Annotated in this window: 28 protein-coding genes; 22 read left to right on the top strand and 6 right to left on the bottom strand. The window is 35.8% G+C overall.

What is annotated here, in order from left to right:
• Nucleotides 1–41: 41 nt before the first annotated feature.
• From DRF65_RS17020 to DRF65_RS17010, 3 genes are all read right to left on the bottom strand, one after another.
• The gene (locus DRF65_RS17020) at nucleotides 42–1475 is read right to left on the bottom strand and encodes an MFS transporter (RefSeq protein WP_115971958.1); all 1434 of its coding nucleotides are present in this window, start codon (nucleotides 1473–1475) and stop codon (nucleotides 42–44) included.
• 82 nt (nucleotides 1476–1557) lie between these two features.
• Nucleotides 1558–2367 (bottom strand): helix-turn-helix domain-containing protein, encoded by an 810-nt coding sequence (locus tag DRF65_RS17015; protein ID WP_115971957.1) that lies wholly within the window; start codon nucleotides 2365–2367, stop codon nucleotides 1558–1560.
• 9 nt (nucleotides 2368–2376) lie between these two features.
• A complete protein-coding gene (locus DRF65_RS17010) occupies nucleotides 2377–2823 on the bottom strand; it encodes a VOC family protein (RefSeq protein WP_115971956.1) in 447 nt (148 codons plus the stop codon).
• Nucleotides 2824–3259: 436 nt separating this feature from the next.
• Between DRF65_RS17010 and DRF65_RS17005 the strand changes: the two genes are divergently transcribed.
• The 7 genes from DRF65_RS17005 (at nucleotide 3260) to DRF65_RS16970 (ending at nucleotide 9038) form a co-directional block, all read left to right on the top strand.
• Nucleotides 3260–4777, top strand: coding sequence for a TROVE domain-containing protein (locus tag DRF65_RS17005; protein WP_115971955.1), 1518 nt, complete (start codon nucleotides 3260–3262; stop codon nucleotides 4775–4777).
• 46 nt (nucleotides 4778–4823) lie between these two features.
• Nucleotides 4824–5405 (top strand): hypothetical protein, encoded by a 582-nt coding sequence (locus DRF65_RS17000; protein WP_115971954.1) that lies wholly within the window; start codon nucleotides 4824–4826, stop codon nucleotides 5403–5405.
• Nucleotides 5406–5441: 36 nt separating this feature from the next.
• Entirely contained in the window at nucleotides 5442–5840 is a 399-nt protein-coding gene (locus tag DRF65_RS16995; RefSeq protein ID WP_115971953.1) for a hypothetical protein, read from the top strand.
• Nucleotides 5841–5974: 134 nt separating this feature from the next.
• Nucleotides 5975–6637, top strand: coding sequence for a hypothetical protein (locus tag DRF65_RS16990; protein ID WP_115971952.1), 663 nt, complete (start codon nucleotides 5975–5977; stop codon nucleotides 6635–6637).
• 11 nt (nucleotides 6638–6648) lie between these two features.
• A complete protein-coding gene (locus DRF65_RS16985) occupies nucleotides 6649–7182 on the top strand; it encodes a DUF6584 family protein (RefSeq protein ID WP_115971951.1) in 534 nt (177 codons plus the stop codon).
• A gap of 343 nt (nucleotides 7183–7525) precedes the next feature.
• Nucleotides 7526–7747 (top strand): phosphate ABC transporter substrate-binding protein, encoded by a 222-nt coding sequence (locus DRF65_RS16975; RefSeq protein ID WP_115971949.1) that lies wholly within the window; start codon nucleotides 7526–7528, stop codon nucleotides 7745–7747.
• A gap of 451 nt (nucleotides 7748–8198) precedes the next feature.
• Nucleotides 8199–9038, top strand: coding sequence for an SMI1/KNR4 family protein (locus tag DRF65_RS16970; protein WP_115971948.1), 840 nt, complete (start codon nucleotides 8199–8201; stop codon nucleotides 9036–9038).
• A 463-nt stretch (nucleotides 9039–9501) separates the two neighbouring features.
• Here the strand turns inward: DRF65_RS16970 and DRF65_RS16965 are convergent, their stop codons facing one another.
• Both DRF65_RS16965 and DRF65_RS16960 read right to left on the bottom strand, forming a co-directional pair.
• Entirely contained in the window at nucleotides 9502–9819 is a 318-nt protein-coding gene (locus DRF65_RS16965) for a helix-turn-helix domain-containing protein (protein WP_228438762.1), read from the bottom strand.
• Nucleotides 9820–9864: 45 nt separating this feature from the next.
• Nucleotides 9865–10293, bottom strand: a complete 429-nt coding sequence (locus DRF65_RS16960; RefSeq protein ID WP_115971946.1) for a transposase — start codon at nucleotides 10291–10293, stop codon at nucleotides 9865–9867.
• Nucleotides 10294–10914: 621 nt separating this feature from the next.
• Here DRF65_RS16960 and DRF65_RS16955 point away from each other — a divergent pair.
• The 11 genes from DRF65_RS16955 (at nucleotide 10915) to DRF65_RS16905 (ending at nucleotide 20169) form a co-directional block, all read left to right on the top strand.
• The gene (locus DRF65_RS16955; RefSeq protein ID WP_115972007.1) at nucleotides 10915–12453 is read left to right on the top strand and encodes a SulP family inorganic anion transporter; all 1539 of its coding nucleotides are present in this window, start codon (nucleotides 10915–10917) and stop codon (nucleotides 12451–12453) included.
• 296 nt (nucleotides 12454–12749) lie between these two features.
• Nucleotides 12750–13418: an HAD family hydrolase gene (locus DRF65_RS16950; RefSeq protein ID WP_115971945.1), complete on the top strand. Its 669-nt coding sequence runs from the start codon at nucleotides 12750–12752 to the stop codon at nucleotides 13416–13418.
• Between the two features lie 7 nt (nucleotides 13419–13425).
• Entirely contained in the window at nucleotides 13426–14250 is an 825-nt protein-coding gene (locus tag DRF65_RS16945; RefSeq protein ID WP_115971944.1) for a phosphoribosyltransferase family protein, read from the top strand.
• Complete coding sequence (locus DRF65_RS16940; protein ID WP_068939844.1) at nucleotides 14240–14797, top strand: TerD family protein; 558 nt, start codon at nucleotides 14240–14242, stop codon at nucleotides 14795–14797. The genes DRF65_RS16945 and DRF65_RS16940 overlap by 11 nt, the downstream gene beginning before the upstream one ends.
• Before the next feature lie 5 nt (nucleotides 14798–14802).
• Entirely contained in the window at nucleotides 14803–15978 is a 1176-nt protein-coding gene (locus DRF65_RS16935) for a toxic anion resistance protein (RefSeq protein WP_185019002.1), read from the top strand.
• Between the two features lie 15 nt (nucleotides 15979–15993).
• Nucleotides 15994–16941 carry a hypothetical protein gene (locus tag DRF65_RS16930; protein ID WP_115971943.1) on the top strand — a complete coding sequence of 316 codons (948 nt, stop codon included), beginning with the start codon at nucleotides 15994–15996 and terminating at the stop codon, nucleotides 16939–16941.
• 66 nt (nucleotides 16942–17007) lie between these two features.
• Nucleotides 17008–17616, top strand: a complete 609-nt coding sequence (locus DRF65_RS16925) for a TerD family protein (RefSeq protein WP_115971942.1) — start codon at nucleotides 17008–17010, stop codon at nucleotides 17614–17616.
• Nucleotides 17617–17703: 87 nt separating this feature from the next.
• Nucleotides 17704–18744 (top strand): TerC/Alx family metal homeostasis membrane protein, encoded by a 1041-nt coding sequence (locus DRF65_RS16920; RefSeq protein ID WP_115971941.1) that lies wholly within the window; start codon nucleotides 17704–17706, stop codon nucleotides 18742–18744.
• Nucleotides 18745–18766: 22 nt separating this feature from the next.
• The gene (locus DRF65_RS16915) at nucleotides 18767–19006 is read left to right on the top strand and encodes a hypothetical protein (RefSeq protein ID WP_123947372.1); all 240 of its coding nucleotides are present in this window, start codon (nucleotides 18767–18769) and stop codon (nucleotides 19004–19006) included.
• Between the two features lie 218 nt (nucleotides 19007–19224).
• Nucleotides 19225–19752 (top strand): TetR/AcrR family transcriptional regulator, encoded by a 528-nt coding sequence (locus tag DRF65_RS16910; RefSeq protein WP_115971939.1) that lies wholly within the window; start codon nucleotides 19225–19227, stop codon nucleotides 19750–19752.
• 3 nt (nucleotides 19753–19755) lie between these two features.
• Nucleotides 19756–20169, top strand: coding sequence for a nuclear transport factor 2 family protein (locus tag DRF65_RS16905; protein ID WP_115971938.1), 414 nt, complete (start codon nucleotides 19756–19758; stop codon nucleotides 20167–20169).
• An 82-nt stretch (nucleotides 20170–20251) separates the two neighbouring features.
• On the opposite strand, the gene DRF65_RS16900 is transcribed toward DRF65_RS16905, so the two are convergent.
• Nucleotides 20252–21262, bottom strand: a complete 1011-nt coding sequence (locus DRF65_RS16900) for a catalase family protein (protein WP_115971937.1) — start codon at nucleotides 21260–21262, stop codon at nucleotides 20252–20254.
• Between the two features lie 293 nt (nucleotides 21263–21555).
• Between DRF65_RS16900 and DRF65_RS16895 the strand changes: the two genes are divergently transcribed.
• From DRF65_RS16895 to DRF65_RS16880, 4 genes are all read left to right on the top strand, one after another.
• Nucleotides 21556–21990: an FKBP-type peptidyl-prolyl cis-trans isomerase gene (locus DRF65_RS16895; protein WP_052480489.1), complete on the top strand. Its 435-nt coding sequence runs from the start codon at nucleotides 21556–21558 to the stop codon at nucleotides 21988–21990.
• Nucleotides 21991–22136: 146 nt separating this feature from the next.
• Nucleotides 22137–23087, top strand: a complete 951-nt coding sequence (locus DRF65_RS16890) for a hypothetical protein (RefSeq protein ID WP_115971936.1) — start codon at nucleotides 22137–22139, stop codon at nucleotides 23085–23087.
• 65 nt (nucleotides 23088–23152) lie between these two features.
• Nucleotides 23153–23563 (top strand): Rrf2 family transcriptional regulator, encoded by a 411-nt coding sequence (locus DRF65_RS16885; protein ID WP_115971935.1) that lies wholly within the window; start codon nucleotides 23153–23155, stop codon nucleotides 23561–23563.
• Between the two features lie 60 nt (nucleotides 23564–23623).
• Nucleotides 23624–24277, top strand: a complete 654-nt coding sequence (locus DRF65_RS16880) for an NAD(P)-dependent oxidoreductase (protein ID WP_115971934.1) — start codon at nucleotides 23624–23626, stop codon at nucleotides 24275–24277.
• Nucleotides 24278–24281: the final 4 nt, after the last annotated feature.

The raw sequence follows: 24281 nt of genomic DNA, 5'->3' as shown, positions 1-24281 counted from the left end.
GCCCAAAGGGCTTGCCCGAATTCATTGGAATAAAAAGAAAATTACTTATTTAATTGTTTCTTACCACCGGATATCAAAACAATAATGGCAAATAAAGGAGCCAGTGAAAATGTTCCATATAGAATCCGAGATGCATTCTCTGTACCCTCGATGCCGCCAGGAAAGTTAATACCACCAATATTGGAAGCCAGGCCTGCAAAAGCAGCTCCGAATGCTGTAGCGATAAGTTGTACAGTCGTTACGGAAGTAGACGCAAGCTCTTCCTCACCTTTGGGAGCTAAAGAAAATACTTTGGTCAGCAGATGGGGCCATCCCGCTCCGATTCCTATGCCTATTGCCAGAAGAAACATACAGTTTAAAACAAGTTTTGGGGCAGGCATTATATTGATCGGAAATGAAATTAACGTAAGCCCAATGAGCCCTATCAGCATAATCATACATCCTGTAAGAATTAATCGATACGAAAACTGAGACTTTACTCCAGAAAATAATAGCGAAGAAAGAGTCCAGCCTATTGCGATAAGAACAGTAAGATATCCTGATTGGATAGGAGTGAACCCATTCAGAATCTGGGCAAAATAAGGAACAAAAATTTCAATGGATGTGGCAATTGTTAGAAGAGACATCACTGTGTATACCTTACCCAATGAGGACGAAAGCTGATAAGATCCGGAAGGAAGAAGTTGGATTCCGGAACCTTTGATTTCCTTAATTTTTACAATATATAGAAAAAACAAAGCAAGAACAACGCCAGTAACATTGGCCCATATATTTTCAAAAATGCTTCCGGCAGAAACAGAAAAAGAAGCCAGAACAAGTAAAAGTAACTTTAAAATAGGAACGGCTGGAATGATATTTTCACTTTTTTTATCAGGAAGAATAACTGAAGCAATGATCAGTATAGCCAGGCATATAATCAAAAGAACCCCAAATGCCCATCGCCACTCATGATGTTCTGCAAAGATTCCACCAATGAATGGGCCGGAAAAAGCAGCAATTCCCCACATTCCTGAGATAAGAGCCATGGCCCGGGGCCATAGGCTTTCTTTAAATACGATTCTGATCATTGCATAAGACAATGCAAACAGCAATCCGCCACCAAGCCCCTGTACGAAACGCCCCAGTAACAGAATTGGCATTGATGAGGCCATAGAACAGATTAAAGTTCCTGTTGAAAAAATGATAATGGCCATTTGATAAGATTTTCTGGGTCCTAGTTTGGAGATCCGGTTTGCAGAAACGACAGAGCCGATTACAGAGGCTACTACAAATAAAGTTGTATTCCATGCGTAATATTCCAATCCGCCAATTTCTTTTATAATAGATGGCATCACTGTGGTTGCAAGATAGACATTCGTAGCATGAAGCATCACTCCCAACGCTAAAGTGATGGCTTTTATTCCGTTCCCATTAGAGAATAAGGCATGCCAGGAGGTATTTTCCAATGGTGTTGACTGATGATTTGTATCTTTCATATGATCTTAAAATGTATGACTACAAATTTCATAAGAGAGATGAAAAATAACAATATCAAAATTGCGGTTTATCTGTCACATTTTACGGTTGGCAGCGGTAAGTATTTGGATTAACACCGCTATTGTTTTTAAAAAATCGGGTAAAATAGGAAGGAGTTTCAAAACCTAACTTATAGGCACATTCTTTTACAGAGCAGGTGGTGTGTTTCAGTAAATATTGACTTTCCAGTAAAAGTCTTTCATGAATAATCTGTAAAGCCGTATTTCCGGTTTCGGTCTTTATAACTTCTGTCAGATGCTTGGCACTGATTCCTAAAAAAGAAGAATAGTTAGCTACTGTTTTCCATTCTGTAAAATGCGCATCCACCAATTTTTTGAATTCGTAGGTGAGCTGATAATTGCGATTCATATTCTTTTTAAAACCCAGCAGACAAAATTCACAGGCTCTGTTGTATTCGTATAATATTTCCAGAGTGATCAGACGTACAACGTCCAGATGATAGGCAGACTGTATCTTCAATTCGTTTTCTATACATCTGAATTTATCCAGAACACGCATAAAAGAATCTTCCAGAGAATATACTGGCGGATAGTCGGGGTTCAGTTCCAGCAGTTCGCGCAGGACTTTTTCCCGGAGGAAGGTTTTATTGAGAAATGATAGATCAAAATGCAGCTGTATCACTTCCAAATCAGCTGAAGAATTTTCAGTAGAAAAGATTTTGCAGGGAGAAAGAATAGAGATCATATTCGGGCCAAGTTCAAAACTGTGATGCCCGATTTTGATCAATGTATTACCCTTCAGACATAGCAAAACAATATAATAATTGTTTTTTTGGGGAACCGTAGCCAAAAAATGACCGGTATCCTGTGTGTAAAGGATTTCAGAATTCATTTTTGAATTTTATTGAAGTTTCATCCATTCCTCATAAGAAAGTACACCCAATTCAGGCTTCCCATCACCTTCAAGGATAGAAATAAACTCCAGCTGATTGCCATCAGGATCGTTAAAATAAATGGCCAATGCAGGCATCCAGCCGAATACCATAGGTTCTATACTTCCGTTTTTCAGAAAATTGTAAGGCTTTAAATTTTTATTTTCCAAAAACTTCACAGAATAGTTCAGGATATCTTCTTTAGTACTTGTAAAGGCAAAATGTCTTGTCTGAAGGTTTTCTTTCTGTTCCCATAATCCAAGCATAAACTCCTTTTCTTCTCCAATCCAAAGAAATGCAATAGGTCTTGTTTCATCCCTGTGCGCTACCCTCAACCCCAATACCTCAGTATAAAACTGAACAGCACTTTCCAAATCACTTACCTGAACATGCGTTTCATATAATCCTTTAATCATAGCTTTAATTTTAATGCAGACAAAGCTAGTTAACACTGACTGAAAACCCTGATAATACCGATTTCTTTCATGAAAATGAATGATAGAAGAAAGTTATAAAAGATAAAAGATAAAAGATAAAAGATAAAAGATAAAAGATAAAAGATAAAAGATAAAAGATCTTGTCATTAAACAACAATTATCCATACGAATATCAACATCAATAGGGGCGGGCTTTAGCCAAAACATAAATATTAACACAGCCAAAAGATCTGAAGCATCAGCAAAATCTATAAACGTTTTAAATGTTTTTATCAATCAATCTGAAATAAAAAAACATTTTTTTTCAAATAAATAATCTACGCAAAAACATTGCGTAATACAACCCTTACTTTGCATCAGAAATCAGAGAGGAAGCAATAACTCTTCCTATGTTTAACAATAAAAACAGTAACTCATGAAATTTAACTTTCTAAAAAAAGAAAAAATAGAGGTAACAAACTACGAAGGTGCAAAGGCTTATATGATGACACCTGCAGAAGAATTGTATAGTGCTGTGGTTACAACAGGACTGTCAAATATTACCTATGAAAAAGGAAATGACAGATTAGAACGTATACAGTCTCTGATTCAGAAAAATGATCCGGAATTTGTAGCAAAGCTGGCCGTATATGCAAGAAAAGAGATGTATTTGCGTTCTATTCCGTTGGTTTTGGTGACAGAATTGGCGAAGGAAGCTTCCGGTACTGATTTGGTGAGCAAAACAATAGATGGGGTTATTCAGAGAGCTGATGAGATTACAGAATTGCTGGCTTATTATCAGATGGCCAATAAAAGAACAGAAACCAAGAAGCTTAACAGATTGTCAAAGCAGATTCAGAAAGGCCTGGTGAAATCCTTCAATAAATTTGATGAATATCAGTTTGCCAAATACAACAGAAAAACAGAAGTAACTTTTAAAGATGCTTTGTTTCTGGTTCATCCAAAAGCCAAGGATGAAAATCAGCAGACTATTTTCAATAAAATTGTTTATAATATGTTGGAAGTGCCTTATACATGGGAAGTAGAACTTTCAGTATTGGGACAGAAAAAATTCACAAATGAGACAGAAAAGAAAGAGGCCTTCAAAAACAAATGGGAAGAACTTATTTTCAGTAATAAATTGGGTTATATGGCCATGTTGCGAAACCTGAGAAATATCCTTGAAGCTGAAGTATCCCCTGAAGCAATGAGTAAAGTGTGCAGCTATTTGTCAGATGAAAGAGCCGTGAGCCATTCAAAACAATTGCCATTCCGTTTTCTGGCAGCGTATAGAGAATTGAAAAAGATTGATTCACCTTATCTGTCCTCCGTTTGGAATGCGTTGGAAGAAGCTATTGTGGCAAGTGCTCAAAACATCAAAGGTTTCGGATTCAATACTTCAGTAGTGATTGCAGCAGACGTTTCAGGCTCTATGCAGAAATCGGTTTCTCCTAAGAGTAAAGTCTTGCTGTATGATATCGGTTTGCTGATGTCTATGATTCTGCAGTCAAAATGCCAGAATGTGGTGACAGGAATCTTCGGTGACCGTTGGTTGCGTGTTCCGATGCCAAAGCAAGGTATTCTGAATAATGTGGATACCTTCTACAAAAGGGAAGGTGAAGTAGGCTATTCTACCAATGGTTATTTAGTGATCGAAGATCTGATCAAAAGAAAAGAAACTGTAGATAAAGTAATGCTCTTCACAGATACCCAGATGTGGGATATTAACGGAACCAAAAACTCTCTTGAAGATTCGTGGAACAGATATAAAGCAATTGCTCCTGAAGCTAAACTCTATATTTTTGACCTGGCAGGATATGGCAGACAGCCCATTGATATCAAAAGAAATGATGTATACCTTATTGCAGGTTGGTCAGACAAGATTTTCGATATATTGGATGCCCTGGAAGACCAGAAGTCAGCCATTGAAATGATTGAAAAAGTAGTGCTGTAAAAGGGATTGCTATTTCAATTATCCTTAATTCCTAAAAAATAAACCCATGAAGATTATCAATAAATATCCCGTGTTTGTAAATGTTGTACGGATAGGGGAAGAATCTTTCCAATTTAAATTTAAGAAGTCATTATGCTTCGATTATGGAGAAGATTTTTTTGTAGTAAACTTCCATGGGTTAAAGATTCATCAGGATGCTGAAGAATGGATTAAATTTATAAAAGATGATCATATGAATATGGATTCAGTCATTACGATTGATGGCAATACTATGGAAATCTTTACAGGAAGCTCTGAAGAATACCTCTGGGGCGATTGGTGTACAAGCTTTTCTCCATTTGAATTTGAAAGATATGATACCAGATACGTTCAAAAAGAACAAAAGGATTGGGAGGATGAATTATTGCTAACCGTTAGAATGCAGGTTCTGGAAAAAATGCGTCAGTATGTAATGAGTCCGGATTTTAGAGATAAGATACATGAATATTGTACAGATCATGTACAGAAAGCAAATCTGAAACGCAAACAACGGGAAAGATTAACGGATGTTCTGGAAAAAATCAGCAAGCTTAATGCTGGGAATTACTATGATATATTTGTCAGAAAAGGGAGATTTGATACCAATTAAATTACACCCAATTTATTATCATTAAAATCAAAAATAATGACAGAAGATCTTACCCATCTCTGTATATGCCCTGTTTGCGGAGCTCCTGATTGTGGAGCTGAATATACATTATGGGCAGAATTTGAAGGACAAAAAGAATATGTAACTTTTGGCGGTGGCAGCTTCGGAAACTACCTTGACTATTGGTATTATGAAGGAATTCCTTTCTGTGAATACAGAAAATTGCCGGAATTTGTAAGGCATCATACTGAATGTATAGGATGGCGTGATCACGATTCTCCAGAAATAGATGCTAATGATTTTCTGAGAACGTTAGAATCCATAAAGAATAGTAAAAAGTCAGATCAGGATTTTGAGGAATATTATTATCCTGTTTTTAAAAGATTTGTAGAAAATGCTATTAAGAATGACAGTCAGCTATTTATTGAAATTTAAAAATAAGCCTTTTAAAAATTAATATATTGAGAAGCTTATTCCCGCTTTCCGCTGTATCTTTTTCCGCTGCGTTAAGGCCTATTCAGAAAAAGGATGCCGCTGGAATCGGGGCTAGAAAAATCAACTGATAAATTATGATAGAACTTATTAATACAATTGAAATCAATCCGTTCAAATATTGTAAAGAAGATATTCAGCTACCTACTGTTACAGAATATCCGGATCCTGAAGAATGGTTTATGAAGTGGGAAGAAATGGCTTGCCAGCTCAAGATCAACTTTAATACCATTAAGAAAGGATCTTACCTTGCAGATATTGAAGCGATTGACGATGAGAGTTTACAAACTATTATAGACGTCAGGCTTAGTGAAGTAGAATTTGACGATCCTGATGAAGAGGTTTTCTTACTCTCTTTTGATGGCGGTATTGTTCTAAAAAAGGATGGTGAAATTCTCATTGAACCCAGCTGCTGTGGAGATCTATCGAATATAGAAGATTGGCAGAAAATTTTTGACAGCCCATCTTCTGAATGGAAAGATTTGTGGATTGGCCATCCCTGGGTTTTGTATAAAAGAGAAAACGGAACCATAAGCTTTTCAGAGTATACAGAAGACAATATTGCTGATATCAAAAACATAAAAATAAGGTTTGAAGTTGATGAGTCAGCATTGAAAGCAGAATTGGAAAAAATGAGACAGCAACAGATACATTTTAAAAATAGAATTTCAGGAATTGTAATGAAAAAGAATATAGACAGTGCAGAAAGACTTTCACAGCTCATGTCCGGCATTCAATAAAAAATAAAACCATGGGAGATTTTTTTTATAAAATAGAGCAGGATCTGAAAGCAGGAAAAAAGAAAAAAGCATGTGACAGATTAAGAAACTTGATCAATCAGTTTCCGGATGATCTTTCTTTGAGAAATAAATTAGGTCAGATTTACTATGCAGCAGGCTTTATAGATGAAGCCGGAAAATATTGGATTTTGTCTCAACCTGAAAATAAAGAAATGGAAAAAGCCGTTGAGCTTTACAGAAAAACATTAAGTAATTCCGGAAATGCTATTTTAAAAGATATTGTCTTCAGAGGAAATAAAGCTCAGCTTAATGAATATGCCACGAAGGTTTTAGCTGAACTTGAGAAAGACAGTCTTAAAAAAACTAAGCATATTCCTGATTTTAAGCCTAAAAACAGAGAGAAAGGAAAGTATTCAGAAGCAGAAGACCCAACAAGTTTTGTAAATAAAATATTCAAAGTAATATTCATAGTATTTCTGATATTACTTCCTATTTTAGGGTTTTTCAAACTTTTAGAGCTGATAAAGGCATTATTTTCTTACTAAAAAAACAAACTACGTAAAAAGAATGCGTACTTAGAGGGTAATTTTGCAGTGTTAATATTACCGGTGTCGTTAGAAAGACTTACTTCGATTCCAAAACTGACAGCGTCTTTCACCAAATTACCCGATAACAACAAACCAATGCCGTATGTAAGAGTTTCATCGTCAACTTCCAATTGAAAAAACATTACTCTTATGATTTGTTGCTTGGTTTTTAATAAAAAAAATGAACTGCGTAAAAAGAATGCGCAGTAACCATATAAATTTGTAGCATAAACTAATAACCATGAATTACTATAAATCAGATTTAAAAGAAGCAGTGTATTGAGGCTAATACTCAATACTCATGAAAAAAAATAAAAAATTAAAACAAACCTTCGGAACCAATGAATATGAATTGATTGATTTTCCGAAGAAAATTTCCGGAGTACAGATTTCCAGACTCCAATACGGAAATGACTTGGGTTGTTCATATTGTTTTCCACACGGCTTAGAAGTGGTGAATGCAAAGTACACTAAGTTTCAGCGATGCTGGAAGAAATACAGGAAGGCCCAATGGAAGAATTAAAGCAAGTGCCGTAAAACAGGACTACTTCGTGGGGTAACAGAAGTCAGGTTCAAATCCTGTTCTGCAGAAGCAGATGGTGTAAAGATAGCACTCTGTTAATACGGGTCTGTTTGACTGATTGCCTTGCTCTTTTTCAAAGGTCGTTTTAAAACTAATACAAATGAAGAAGTAAAAAACTAAAAATCAGGTGTCGTCATAGAATCATACTTCGAGATTGAATAAACATTGGGGCGCAGGTTCGAATCCTGCCTTTTCCCTCGAAAAGGAGAGGTAGCTCAGCAGGTAGAGCAAATGCATGAACGATTCTGGAAATATTACCCTGATTTGTATAAAAGAGTGCCGTAGAAAAGACTTACTTCGGTTTATTTGGTTCGACTCCAGAAGGTCATGAAAATGATCTTGTACAAGTCTTTTCGAAGCTTGCCTCTTTTTATTTTTAAAATTAATAACAATGGATATACCAAGTAATCTGACTGAATTTTTATATTGGATCAAAGAACGTACAGAGAAAATTTGGTCCGTAGAAGATGAATATTGCTGTAAAGGGTTTTATGGAGCCAAATGGCAAGGACTTTCAGAGGCGCAGATCGATGAGGTTGAGCAGAAGTATAAGGTCAGATTTATTCCGGAGCATCGGGAGTTTTTAAGAATCCTGCATGCTATTGATAAAAAAGAAGTTGTAGAATATGAAGATGAAGGAGAGATCATTTCGGAAGAATGTACTTTTTTTTATAACTGGCTGGAAAATGAAGAAGAGATAGTGCGTGAGATAGGCTACCTTTATAAAGGGATGTGGAATGGTGTCACCGGCGTCAACCATGTTTGGTTGAAATCCTGGGGAATAAAACCTAAATCTCTGGAAAAAAGAAAAGAGATCTTTGATGAATGGTTTTCCCGTCTTCCTGTTCTGTTACCTTTAAAATCTTGCCGTTTTATAGTAAGTGATGAAAATCTAAGGTGGAGACCGGTTATTTGTGCATTCGGCTCCGAGGTTACCATTATGGGATGGGATTTCAGAACTTATTTATTGAACGAACTTAGAGATCATCTGAATATTCATATTGATGTTTTCGACGACGAAGATCAGATGTTTTATAAGGAAATAATAGGTGAAGTACAAAGTATTTTTGATGAGAATATGAAGTATGATGAAACCAAAGATATACCCTATCTGAAAGAAATGATTTTATATTGGTCATCCGGATGGAGTAGTTTTGATTTAAATTATTATCCCGAAAATACAAGAGTTCATCCCATTGAAAGGACCTATATTGCTGAAGAAGAGCAATAAGCTTTCAATATAAAAAAATAACAAGTGTCGTAGAATAGTGTTACTTCGCTCATTACGACGGGGACACGGGTTCGAATCCCGTCTCTTCCACTCAAAACACAGGAAGAGTAGCTCAGCTGGTAGAGCACGACAATACACTATTTGACTGTTGCCTTGTTTTTTAATGAAATATTTACAAAAGAATAAATTAAATGAAGCCAAAAGCGGGAAGTAGGAAATAATCTTTGTATCGTAATTTTCTATAAAGTCAGACAAGGTATTCTTTCAGACTTTAACAATTTCCTTTCTTCCCACTTCCAGCTTCCTTTTTATGAAATCTTAAGTGTCGTTAGGAAAAATTTCATCGTACCTAATGGGGGAGGAATAGCGAAGTCGGTCACTCCGGCAAGGCTGTCCGGTTCGACTCCGGCTTACGAATACCCCGGTTTTTCCTTATCGTTACCTTTACAAAAAAGCCGATATACTATTTATCGGCTTTTTTCATTGTTTTTTCCAGCTCCTCCTCAAACATCAGTTTCCATTTTGAAAGAGTCGTTCTGCTGATCTTATATTTTTTAGACATATAGCTGGTAGAATGCCCATGCTTCTTTTGGTATTCAAGAAGTTTAAGCATGGTTTTCTTATCATAGGTCTTCAGCTTCTGATTATTTCTCTGGCTTTCTCTGGAAGGTTTGAAAAGCCGTTCATTGAACTTCAGCACATCTTCACTGGTATCCAGCTTTCCTAGGAGTTCTTTTATTTTTGGATCTTTCAGCTTCTCCGGATAATCCATTGTAAGCATGTCCTGGTATATTTTTTTATAATTGGGACGCATCTGTTGATCAATTTATCCGTTAATAGTATCACTTTTCTGAAGCCATCTGTGAAGAGTACTTTTTGGAATAGAGTATTCCTTAATCACGTCACTTTGGGTCATTTCACCGGAAAGAATCCTTTTCATGATGAATTCTTTGATTTCCTGAGTGTAAATATTTTTTCTGAAGTAGGGGATTTTGTCAGATTTCTGCTGATTTTTATTCACTGCTGCAGGCGGAGCATATAAAATCAAGTGTGAACTGTAAAGCCTGAAAAAATCATATTCCAAGAGTTTACTCCATCTCAGAAGAAGATCCGCATCCAGTGATCTGCTGCTGTACATCCTTTCTATAGCATCTTCATCTTTGTCCAGGAATTTACATATCCTCTCCATTGTTATTTCATTTTCATCAATCCTCTCCTTAATAAACTTTCCAATATGGATCTCTTTGTATAACATTTTTATTTAATATTATCTATTTATTAAACTTCTGCATAGAAAAATATAAAATAGGCGACATATATTATTATGTATTACCGAATATAATTCATTTAATTTTGAAGTTGGAAAATCTATGGTACTATTCAAAAATTTTGAATACCATTAATGAGACTTCATAAAGTCTTTGGAAATAGATCGGACAGCTTAATCTTAAAAGGATAGGTGTAATGTACCTTCAGGTATAGGCATTATCTCCAATGGGTAATCGCTCATCTTCTTTTTCAAACTTCTTTTTTCTACCATTTGTGTAAATAATATATAGCCTATTAAAGTTGTTTCATGCAATTTTATTTACGTTAAGCTTGTGTGTCGTACGGTTGTATGTGTTGACAACCAGTTTTTTATGTTTAGAATATCTTGTTTAGTACCAAATAATCTGCTTAATTGTTTTCAAATTTAAACAAAAATTAAAAACCAAGACAGTCAGAAATACAAAAAAGTATGTTTATGGACATATTTTAATTAAAATTAACATATTATTTAGACATATGTGTGAATTATCCTAAAGTGAATGCAGAAAATAAAAAGGGAAAAAGAAAAATTGTATACCATCCGGTAAGTCTATACCTTTGCACTTCAATGAAAAATACGATCAGCTTATTCGACTTCTCGAAGAAAATAAACTATAAAAATGAACTGCTGGCGGGCTTTACTGTAGCCATGACCATGATTCCTGAGTCGCTTTCATTTGCGATTCTTGCCGGACTTTCACCTCTTACAGGATTGTATGCAGCCTGCCTGATGGGGCTGGTAACAGCTGTTTTAGGAGGACGCCCGGGAATGGTTTCAGGAGGAGCCGGAGCCACTATTGTTGTCCTTATTGCCCTCATAAAATCTCATGGTATAGAATACCTTTTTGCTACAGTAGCCCTTGCGGGAATACTCCAGATGCTGGTCGGGATTTTTAAATTGGGGAAATTTGTTAGACTTATTCCACAACCGGTCATGTATGGATTCCTGAACGGGTTGGCAATCATTATTTTTATGGCCCAGGTCGAACAGTTTAAAATTACAGATACTAACGGAGTTGTAAGCTGGCTTCAGGGAATGCCTTTGTACATTATGGGAGGGTTAACGGCGCTCACCATTGCTGTAGTCTATTTCTTTCCGAAGCTTACAAAAGCGGTGCCTGCATCCCTGGTAGCTATTATTGTAGTATTTGCCGTAGCTCTTGGATTTAATATCCCAACGAAAACAGTAGCAGATATTGCCCATATCAGTGGAAATTTACCAAGCTTTCACATTCCGCAGATTCCATTTTCCTTAGAAACCCTACAGATTATTTTCCCTTATGCACTCATTATGGCTGGAGTCGGTCTTATCGAATCATTGCTTACTTTGTCTATGGTGGATGAAATTACCAATTCCAAAGGAAATGCCAACAAAGAATCAGTAGCACAGGGATTGGCTAATATTACCAACGGATTTTTCGGCGGAATGGGTGGCTGTGCAATGGTTGCCCAAACTTTAGTGAACCTTAATGCAGGATCCAGAGCCAGATTATCAGGAATTATAGCTTCCCTTATGATCTTACTGATTATTTTGTTTGGAGCACCCATTATCGAGAAAATCCCGATGGCAGCTTTGGTAGGCGTAATGATGATGGTTGCCATCAGTACTTTCCAGTGGGTTTCTATCCGTATTGTGAACAAAATGCCGAAATCAGACATATTTGTGGGAATTATAGTAGCCTTAATTACCGTTATTCTGCATAACCTTGCTCTTGCCGTTTTGGTAGGAGTGATTATTGCAGCTCTGGTATTTGCCTGGGACAATGCCAAAAGAATACGTGCCAGAAAATATACTGATGAAAATGGTATTAAACATTATGAAATATACGGTCCATTGTTTTTCGGTTCTGCAATAGCTTTTGCAGATAAATTTGATCCGATGAATGATCCCGATGAAGTGGTAGTGGACTTTAAAGAAAGCCGTATTGTAGATATGAGCGCGATTGATGCTGTAGATAAATTATCAAAACGATACAAACAACAAGGGAAAACATTATACTTTCGACACCTTAGTGAAGACTGCCGGAAAATGCTGAAAAATGCCGAGGCTGTAGTAGAAGTCAATATTCAGGAAGATCCAACGTATAAAATTATGCCTGAAAAGTAGAATTAAAAAAAGATACGAAGAGATTTGAGAGAGAAGGCAAAAGTGGAATAATAAGAATTTCAAACTTAAATTAATCATAAGAACAAAAAATAAGGACTGTAGATTTATCTTACAGTCCTTATTTTTTGTTGTTTCTTCTCCCAAATCATAAAATATCTTAAAACATAGGTACAGGGTAATACATTTCTGATAAAAATTTTATCTTTGGGAAGAATAGAAAATTAAACACTTTTTGATGATTAATAAATTTTAAATCTTTTTCAAGAAGCTAAATAAAACTTTTAACTTAAAACATATTGAAAACAGATATCGACATTCAAAACCACTATCATTTTTCTTTTGACCTGTGGCTCACCCTAATCAAATCTCATCCTGAATTTAAAACAAAAAGAGTTGAGCTGTTCTCCTCATTTTTTAATGTGGACGCACCAATAGCTGTGGTTGCAAAAACCGTAAAATATTATGATGATCTTTGCAATACTATTAACGAGGTTACAGGAGGAAATATAGATACTTTTGAGATCTATCTGATGATTCTGGGCGCCTTGAATGTAGATGTAAAGCTTTTAAACAAAGAAAAGCTGAACGAGTTTTATGTGAAAAGTGAAGAATTGTTTTTAGAGTATAAGCCTGTTGTCATTTTTGAAAATATCCATGATTTTTTTGATGATATTAAAAGCCAGGGGAAAACTATCAATATTCTGAGCAATACAGGATTTATCAAAGGAAAGACAATGAGAAAATTCCTGATCCATGAAAACCTGGATCAGTATATAGATTTCCATATTTATTCGGATGAAATCAACTGTTCAAAACCGAACCCGCTCATTTTCCAGGAAGTGAAAAATAATATTGAAGATCAGAATCTTCCGTTAAACCGGATTCTGCACATCGGTGACAATCCTGTTGCCGATTATAAAGGAGCTACTGACTTCGGGTTCAGCGCACATTTACTTAAATACTAACTATAACATGAACAAAAGGTACAGCTTACACCACATTCATTCAGCGGATGAGTTCACTTTCTCACCCGCAGAATACAGCTATTTCAAGTATGGCGATAAGTCGTATGCTGAAAAATTTGCAAGAGAATTATTCGACGGATTTATTTCCGAAAACGAAACGCTTTTAAATACAGATAAAGAGATCGTAGTGCTTCCAAGCCCTTATATGGCGATTCCTACGGCCTCCAACTTTTTATGTTTTTACTTTAAAAAATACCTGGATTTTTATCTGTTTCAGAAAGAAAAGAAATCAAGTATTATATCAAAAATCAATAGAAACCACACCTATATTACAGATTATGGAAATCTAAGTTTTGAAGACCGTAAAAATCTGATTGCCAATGATACTTATTATATCGATAAAGATTTTTTAAGAGGAAAACTTTGTATTTTTATAGACGATATAAAAATTACAGGAAGTCATGAGTATACAGTAAATAAAATCCTGGACGAATATAATGTGGAAGCAGACTTTATGTTTCTGTATTACGCTGAACTGATGAATTTTGATCTCGATCCTAAAATTGAAAACTTTTTCAATTATTACGCAGTGAAAAATGTGAAACATATTGCAGAAGTAATGAATAGGTTCAGTTTTCAGTTCAATACAAGGATTGTAAAATATATTTTAGGGCTGGATTCAAGTAATTTTGACTATCTTACGTCTAAAGTAAAAAAAGAGCAGATGGATCTCCTGTTGGAACTTGCCATCAGCAACAATTATCATTTAATAAAAGAATATAAAAATAACATCAATACTTTAACACAAACGGAATTATATTATGGCTATTAACTTACAAAAAGGACAAAGAGAAAATATCAACGCACCTAAATTCACGGTAGGTTTAGGATGGGATGTTAATAATACTTCTACGGGAACTGGGTTTGACCTGGATGCTTCTTTATTTTTACTAGGAGATGATAAAAAATTAGTTTCAGATAATCACTTTATTTTTTATAACAATACTGAATCTCCGGATAAATCAGTAATCCACACAGGAGATAATCTTACGGGAGAAGGATCAGGTGATGATGAGCAGATCAAGATTGATCTTACAAAAATTGATGATGCAGTAAAGGAAATTACAGTAGTGGTAACCATCCACGATGCAGATGCAAGAAGACAGAACTTTGGACAGGTAAGAAATTCTTTCATCAGAATTTTCAATACAGATACGAATGAAGAGATCTTAAAATACGAATTGGATGAAGATTTCTCAATCGAAACAGCAGTAGAATTCGGAAGAATCTATAACAGAAACGGAGAATGGAAATTTGAGGCAGTAGGAGCAGGACAGAGAGACGGCCTTGAGAAATTTGTATCAATTTATCAGAAATAATTATCATGGATAATCAGGAAAATCAACCCATAGATCCGCTTGGATCAATTGAACCTCTTAGAACATTTGAGCCGACACCAATGGTTCCGCCAACGCCAGCTCAACCTATTCAGAATGCAGCACCAGCAGTGCTTGTAGATAGAGAGGGGAACGTAAATTTAACTCAGTTACAGACAGAAGAACGTCAGAAATATGAAGTTTTGGCAAATTCTATTGATGAAGCTAACCCGGGATCTATTGTAAATTTCGGAGCTGAACTTCAGAAAACGTTAACCAACCAGAGTGACAGTTTCTTAGGAAATGTGAGACGATCAAACTCAGGAGAAGTTGGCGGATTGATCAATGACCTTTTGGTAGAACTGAACTATGTAGATGTAGAAGAGCTTAACGGAAATAAAGTAAAAAGCTTCCTGAGCAAATTGCCATTCATGAAGAAGGTAATCACTCAGGTAGAAAATTTATTTACAAAGTACGACAAGATTATCAACAATATCGAGCAGATCTCTTACAAAGTAAATGCAGGAATTATTACTTCTACAAAGGATAACGCAGTTCTTCAGACAATTTTTGAAAGCAATGTAAACTCTATCAAACAAATTGAAGAACTTGTGATTGCTGGAAATATCAGAATGGAAAGAGCGGCTGTAGAGTTGGCTCAGATGGAGACTGCCCCTCAGAATTTCCAGGATTATCAGATTGCAGATAAGAGGGACTTCATTGCAAGGTTAGACCGAAGAATGGCCGATCTTAAGGTGGTACGTGTCATTATGATGCAGTCTCTTCCACAGATCAGACTGGTTCAGAATAACAACGTTTCTATTGCAGAAAAAGCGCAGACTATTCTTACCACTACGCTTCCGTTATGGAAAAACCAGCTTTCGCTTGCTGTTGCCATGTACAGACAGCAGCAGAGTATTGAGATCCAGCAGAAAGTATCAGCTACTACAGAAGAAATCTTAAGAAAGAATGCAGAACGTCTTGGCCAGAACTCTGTTAACGTAGCGAGAGCCAATGAGCAGACTATTGTATCTGTAGAAACATTGAGAGAAACAACTTCAATGTTGATCAACACATTAAACGAAGTGAAACAGATCCAGAAACAGGGAGCTGACAACAGAAGAAAACTGGATCAGGATCTTCAGACATTGGAGCACGAACTGAAAGCGAATGTCAGAGGTTAATTTATAGGTACTAAGGTGGGGGAAGATGCAGCAACCATATTGTCACAGAGCAAAAGAAGGTTAACAAGACTTAAACTTCTGGCTAATTTTTTTGAACATATTGACATAATATCCATTTACATCAAAACAGATATTATTCACAATCTGTTCCAGGAAAATACGGCCCTGGATTACAATAAGCTGGAGCTTTTTCACCTGCAGTATACCGACAGTCTTATAGAACTTCTGACGAAAATCAAAAGACAGAAGGAAAATGATATGCTGGCGGTCCTTAACGAAATTGACATCAATAAAAAATATATTTCAGGTTTTGAAGAAAGGCAGGCAGACAGTTTTCAGACCGACAGGAAAATGTACAGCGGTATATTTTCACAACATCTGAAAGCCCTGTATAAGGATCTTACAGAAGATATTTTCACTGCCAATTGGGATAATGTACTGTATTTTCATAAAAAGTATGCGAAAGAATTCTACAGATCAGAAGCAGATGAATCTCTGCTGAAAGCCGAATCCTTTCCAGCCTATCAGTATAAAGATTATTCCATTGAAAGAAAACTGTTGGGAAGATTGAACATACAGGGATTTAAAGTCCGTTTTGTATGTGGCTATGTGATCGGAACCCATGAATATGAGCTTTTCAAGATCTTTCAGTCTGATGATTATTTTATTTTCAGTGTAGATGATAAAAAGCTTTATCTTTTCGACAAAGATTTGGATAAGCTTGATATTTCTGAAAACCAATCTAATCAAAGTACTATTATTGACCAGCTTAAAAATAAAAATGAGCAGTTGGAAGATACTATGAATGAAAGAAAACGCAATTTACCTCCAGAGGTAGAAGGTGTTTTGAAAGATTATATCAGAAACCTTGAGAATATAGATATTATGAGCAAGATATTTGCCTTTGATGAAGAAACAAATATTTTGCGGGCAATGCTTAATTTGAACCTGAATAATCAGTAAATCGAAATATGAAGAAGCGAATTATATTTTTCGCAATAAATGTAGATAATAACTAAACATAAAAAGATGGCTATCAACTTACAAAAAGGTCAGAGAATTAACCTTAAAAAAGAAAACGGAGCTGAACTTTCCCAAGCCTGTGTAGGAATCAACTGGGGAGCAATTGAAAAAAAAGGACTTTTCGGAACTAAAAAAGAGGCAGTAGACTTAGACGGAAGCTGTATTTTATACGATTCAAATAAAAATGTAACCGAAGTAATCTATTTCGGAAACCTGAAATCGAAAAATGGTTCCGTAAGACACAGTGGAGATGATCTTACAGGTGACGTAAACGGTGATGACGGATTGGATAACGAAGTAATTACTGTAGATTTCAGTAACCTTGAGCCTAACGTAGATCACGTAGCAATGGTATTGAACAGCTATAAAGGTCAGGATTTCGGAACGATTCCTTTTGCTTCTATCCGTATCTATGAAGGAACCCCTACCAATGTAAAAGAGGTTTTTGCTAAATATGATGTAGCTAACGATGCTTCTTTCAGAGGACATGTTGCTATGGTATTGGGCGTTTTCTACAGAAGAAACGGTGAATGGAAATTCAATGCTATTGGAGACCCTACTGCTGACAGAAAACTGGAGCAGACGATCCAAACTGTTCAGATGAACTATTTATAATCGTTTATACATCAAAATGTAAATAAAATAGCAATATTTGTACTTTGTACATCTATTGCTTTTATCATATAATAACACATTAGTCAAGTGGAAAAACATCAAAGTATTTTAGAACTGCACCCAGGTCTGGTGTGGGGATTTGCGATAACAGTTGTTATCATGCTGCTTCTGGATTTAGGAATCTTCAACAAAAAAAGTCATGAAGTGTCTTCCAAAGAAGCTACGATCTGGACTATCGTGTGGATCTCACTCTCCATGGTATTTTCCGGAGTGGTATATTGGGCTTTCAATACAGACGGAACGCCCGAAAGTCATGCACTGGCAGTAGAGAAGTTTACCCAGTATCAGGCAGCTTATTGGATTGAAAAGGCCCTCTCTGTGGATAACTTATTCGTATTTATCCTTGTTTTCGGATTCTTTAAAGTTCCGAAATTCCTTCATCATAAGGTTCTTTTCTGGGGAATTATCGGAGCACTGATCTTCAGAGCGATATTCATCTTTGCGGGAGTAGGGTTGATTAACCTTACCTATCTTCCTGAAATGGATATTTTCGGAACTCCTGTTAAAATCAATATTGTAATGACCCTATTCGGTTTATTCCTCGTGTATGCCGGGATTAAATCATGGGGAGACGGAGATGACGATGATGACGAAGATTACAGTAATACAGCAGGAGCAAGACTGATCAAGAGCTTCTGGAAAGTTTCTGATAATTATGATGGTGATAAGTTTTTCACTATTCAGAACGGGATCAAAATGGCAACACCGCTATTAGTTGTAGTAGGGGTTATCGAGTTTACGGACGTTCTTTTCGCAGTAGATTCCATTCCGGCGATCTTTGCGATCTCAGATGATCCGTTTATCCTTTATACATCAAATATTTTTGCTATTCTGGGACTTAGATCATTATATTTCCTGTTAGCAAACTTTATCCACATGTTCAGCAAACTTCCGTATGGTTTGGCAATTATTCTGTCCTTTATCGGAGTTAAAATGCTTATTGCACCGTGGTATCATATTTCATCCCCGGTTTCACTAGGAATTGTAGGTGGAGTATTAGTGATTTCTGTTATTTTATCTATCATGTTCCCTGATAAAGAAGATGAGGAAAAAGAGAAGTTAGACTAAGTATATACTGATATATAATTTATTGCCCCCGAGAATTAATCTTGGGGGCTTTTTTGTGGGGAAGAGAGGAAGAAAGGATGGAAGCTGGAAGAGGGAAGAGGGAAGAGGGAAGAGGGAAGTTCTTATAGACGAAAGAATAACTGATCTGCATTTTAACAGGATTAAAGTAATGAGAGTGGAGATAAGGATGGGTGCTGGAGGTTGGAAGAGGGAGGTTCCTATAGGAGGAAGAATAGCTAATCTGCTTTTTAATAGGAGTTAACGTAATGAGAGTAAAGAGAGAGGGATGTTCTTTAAAATAAAGGAAAAAGTATTGCCTTTTAATCATTCCTATCTAATAAGAAAGTGAATAGTTATCTATAAAACAAACAGTACCTCCAGCCTCCCTCTTCCAGCTTCCATCCAAAAAAATAAAATAGACAGACAGGTTTGTCTATTTTATTTTTTTATTCTATCTTTGCCTTACAAAACAAAAGCAATATGAGTTCTCCGAGAGACAGAATTATAGAAATAACCTTTGATTTATTTGCAAAACAGGGATATAATTCCACAGGAATTAATCAGATTATTTCAGAAGCTGGAGTGGCAAAGGCAAGTTTTTACCTGCATTTTAAATCTAAAGAAGATCTGTGTGTAGAGTTTCTTAAGGTAAGACATCAGTATTGGTTTAATGAGCTTTATACCTTCTCTTCCGGTACGAATGATCTTCCGGAGAGGTTGATCCGTGCTTTTGATTTCCTGATTGAGATGAATAAAAAGGAGAACTTCAGAGGCTGCAGTTTTTTGAATATTTTATCAGAAATCCCAGTGGATAATGTTAAAATCCTGAATGTAATCCAGTCCCATAAAGCAGATCTGAGAAACTATTTTTTAGATATGTTGAAAGATGAGGTGCTTTCCGATCATATTTATATGCTTTTTGAAAGCAGTATCATAGAAAGCCAGCTGTTCAGATCGAATGAGCTGATTGAAAAATCAAAAAAAATAATCACCAATTTAATACCTTAAACAATGGAACAGAAACATCCGCTTCCTCCTTTTACTCTTGAAACGGCAAAGCAAAAAATTCAGCTGGCAGAAGATGCCTGGAACAGTCAGGATCCAGAAAAGGTTTCCAAAGCTTATACGATAGACAGCGAATGGAGAAACAGAGATACTTTCGTAAACGGAAGAGAAGAGATTGTTAGATTTCTTCAGAACAAATGGGAAAAAGAGCTCAATTATAAACTTAAGAAAGAATATTGGGCACATACTGAAAACCGTATCGCCGTTCGTTTTGAATATGAATACCAGACTAAAGAAGGAAACTGGTTCAGGGCCTATGGAAATGAGAACTGGGAATTTGATGAGAACGGATTAATGGCGAAAAGATACACAAGCATCAATGATCTGGCTATAAAAGACGAAGATAGGAAGCTTAAATAGAAGAATAAAGACTGTTGTATTAGCAGTCTTTTATTTTATAAACAGAATAGTGAAAGAGAAAATTTAAACTTTTAAATGTTTATCATTTGACTTCTTTCCCGTGTAGCAGTTTATTGATTTTTCTCCTCGTCTGTACAGAAATTTTATAGGCTTGATCCCGAAGTTTCTGAATCTTTCCGACCGGATGAAAGATAGTCTTGCTTTCAAAAGGATTGAATGAAAGTAATTCGTTACTGCAGTCTCTCGCATCCAATAGAGAACCTTTACCCATCTTTACTTCACCGATTTTAATGAATGGAGAGTTTTTCCATTCCACGTTAAGCTTATTGATAGGCTGGTCTTTCAGGTTATAGCAAAGCTGAATCAAAACATCTGCGGTATAATCATTCTTTTGAAGATAATTCTTTAAAGCCTTTTTCATGTTTTGTTTCTTATCTATGTTCTTATTTACTGACTGGGGGCTCAACTTAATTTTCATCATATAATCTCCCAAACGGTAAGCACCTACGGAATGATAATCAAAAGAAAGAATGAAATCATTTCTCTTACTGAACAGTTTTATTGCATTTCGGATAAAAGAGACTGTAAAAACAGATGGAATTATTTTAATCATTTGTGCTATCAGAGAAAATAAACTGCTCCATTTTTTGATATAAAAAAGATTGATGGCTGTAAACAGTTTTAAAAAAGTAGAAACAGAATTAACCGGGAACAGCGGAAAATTCACCAATGGATAATTGGAGAGCAGATTATTATTCTCATCCCTGATCTGAACGGCAAAACCATAAGCAGGAATATCTTTTTTAGAATTTGTAATTTTTAGCTGGGCATTGGAAAGCCTGATAAATAAATCAAATTTTTCTCTATCAAAAAAAGGTTTGAGAAATTCAGGCATAGCCGGATCTATCCAAAATGTTCCTCTGGCTACAGCATAAGTCTTCGCATGGGCATTTCTGGTAGCATAATTGACATCACTTATAGAAGAGGATTGCTCAACAAAATCTGCAATTGACTTTTTATTGATTTCCAGAAGTTTTTTTTCCTCTTCATTAAGCTCATCAAACTTCTTGTTATATAATATCGGATTTGGCATTTAGTTTTTAAATCCAATTATAACGCCAAGTTTCGGAATTTGTGTTAAGAGATTGTTACAATTATTTGAATTTTAAGTAAGCCGGAAACTGGAAGTTGAAAATCGGAATTTTGTAGTATATTGTTTTAATGAAGTTGTTATTTAACTTATTGATTATTAATGTTTAATTATTTTGAATGAGAATGGATGAAAAAAAAATATTTGTTGTTGATGTCCTCAGTTTTTTAAACTTCCATGCTCCAGCTTCCATCTTCCAAGCCTAAAAAAGCATTATCTTTGTAAAAAATTATAATATGGGAGTAGCAGATTTGTTATTTAAACGTAAAAAAGAATTAGCCGAAAAGAATCTTAATGACGGTAAAGAATATATGGAAGAATATGGTAAGAGAGAAAGTGTTGTTCAATTACCAAGCGGCCTACAATATGAAATTATTACAGAAGGAGACGGAGCAAAACCAGGCCCTAAATCTACTGTAAAATGCCACTATCACGGAACTACCATTTCCGGTAAGGTTTTCGACAGTTCTGTAAAAAGAGGAACTCCTGCATCTTTCCCTTTAAACAGAGTAATTTCAGGATGGACAGAAGCACTTCAGTTAATGACTGTAGGGAGTAAATGGAGACTGATTATTCCACCACACTTAGCATATGGAGATCAGGAAATCAGTAAAGAGATCGGACCAAACAGTACCCTAGTTTTTGAAGTGGAATTACTTGGTATTAAATAATCCAGCTTAAAAATAGATAAAAAAATTACCTGATTTCAGGTAATTTTTTTTATTTGTATTATATTCGTATAGATAAATTGTAAAAAATGACGTAGAGGTAAGTATTGTCTTTACAATGAATCCAACACAACACAAAAACTTACTGAATGAAAAAACTCTTTTACCTTTTCGCTGTTGTTGGCCTGTTAACCTCCTGTGTTTCCAAGAAGAATCAGGTTATTCAGCAAAATATACTTACTTTGAAGGACAGCTATTGTAAAGCCCCCTTCAAATATAACTATAACAATAAAGTTCCTTCCTATAATTCAGATTCTATTTTAGCAGCGAATATAGAACTTAAAGAGATGTTTTCTGACCAGAGTATTTTAATTTTAAATGCTTTGGATAATCTGGATGAAGTACATAAAATAATGGATCTGAAAAAAGACTCATCCCTGGCTTCCCAGATTAAAGTTCTGCAGCTGAAGACAAAGATCAACAGTAAAATTACAATCGCCCTTACTGAGCTTGATGCTGTAGCAGCAGAGTTTGATTGTGAAGGAGAAAGAGTAGCCCAGATTGGAAATTATGTAGATAATCTCAATTCTTCCAGGAATAATAAAATGATCTTATATTCTATCATTACAGGTGCAGCGGCTTCCATTGCGGGTGGAATTGTGAGTGATCAGGGATGGAGTAATGCCATTGATATTGGGGGTGGGGTTCTGGGAGCAGGTTTTGGTCTGGCAACCCTTAATCCGAAAGGAAAAAAGGTAGAATTTATTCATCAGAGAAACCTTTTAAGAGATATCTGGAAAGAAAAATTAGAATCACCAAACTTTCCACCGTTTATCTGGTACATGTACACCGAAAAGAAATTCTCTAATAAAGAAGAGCACTCCATTATCGGAAATATGAAAGAAAGGTGGCTGCATTATCAGTTTGATGATGATAAAACATCTGCGGACCAATCCGTTATTTTCAGCGATGGTGGATATTACAGGGCAGATGACCTTCATAACAGGGCTGCTATGCTCAATCAGATGCAGTCAGCTACACGAACGATCAATCAAAACATTAATTACTTACTGCTGGATCTGGATAAATTAATCCTTTAAGAAAAATTTAACTGTAATATATTTTGTTACAATTAAATTTTGTGTATCTTTGCAGAGTAATTACAATGAATAACACAAGATTTGCTACGGCAATACATATCATGACCTTATTGGCGAAAAGTCCTCAGGAGTGGCTCACTTCTGATTGGGTTGCGGGCAGTATCAATGTGAATCCTGTTATTGTACGTAAAGAGATCAGCGTCTTAAGAGAAGCAGGCTTAATTGTCAGCAGACAGGGAAAAGAAGGAGGTAGCCATCTGGCAAAAGATGCAGTAAATATTACAATTGCTGAGATTTACAGATCGGTAAAGAATACAGAAGTATTGGGAAAGAAAAATCAGAATCCTAATCCAGCCTGTAGCGTTGGAAAAGAAATTAACAGTCATTTAAATACATTATTTGAAGAGACAGATCAGTTGGTAAGTCAGTTTTTAGGAGATAAATCTTTGCAGGAATTCGCAGATCAATTCGAATAAAATTTTTTACCCTTAAATGTAACAAAATTTATTACAATTTAATTTAAAATATAAAATATTATGAAAAAAGTAGCAGTAATTGGTGCAACAGGATTTGTAGGAGCACACATCGTAACAGAATTGGCAGACAGAGGATATGCAGTGGAAGCTTTGGTAAGAGACGCATCGAAGGTGAAAACCCAGGAAAATGTAACAGCAAAAAGCGTTGATGTAAACAATGTAACAGAATTAGCAGAAGCTTTAAAAGGCAGTGATGCAGTAATCAGCGCTTTTAATGCAGGATGGACGAATCCAAATCTTTACAACGACTTTTTAAATGGCTCTGAAAATATTGAAAAAGCAGTAGAAGAATCAGGAGTAAAAAGACTGATTGTAGTAGGAGGGGCAGGAAGCCTTTATACACCGGATAATGTTCAGATTGTAGACACACCCGATTTTCCGGATGCTTATAAACCGGGAGCAACTGCTGCAAGAGATTATTTAAATAAGATTAAAGGAAACAATACATTAGACTGGACTTTCTTTAGTCCGGCAGTAGAAATGAACCAGGCGAATGTAGGAGCAAGAACAGGTCAATACAGAACCTCTTTGGAAACTCCGGTATTCGATGCAGAAGGAAGAAGCCGTCTTTCGGTAGAAGATGTAGCCGTAGCTTTAGTGGATGAACTGGAGCAGAACAATCACATTCGTGAACGTTTCACTGCAGCTTATTAATTTA

It is taken from the genome of Chryseobacterium pennae, assembly GCF_003385515.1.
In the GTDB taxonomy this organism is placed as follows: Bacteria; Bacteroidota; Bacteroidia; order Flavobacteriales; family Weeksellaceae; genus Chryseobacterium; species Chryseobacterium pennae.
Note: the sequence above shows the minus strand (reverse complement) of the source record. Positions and strands in the feature narration are given on the sequence as shown.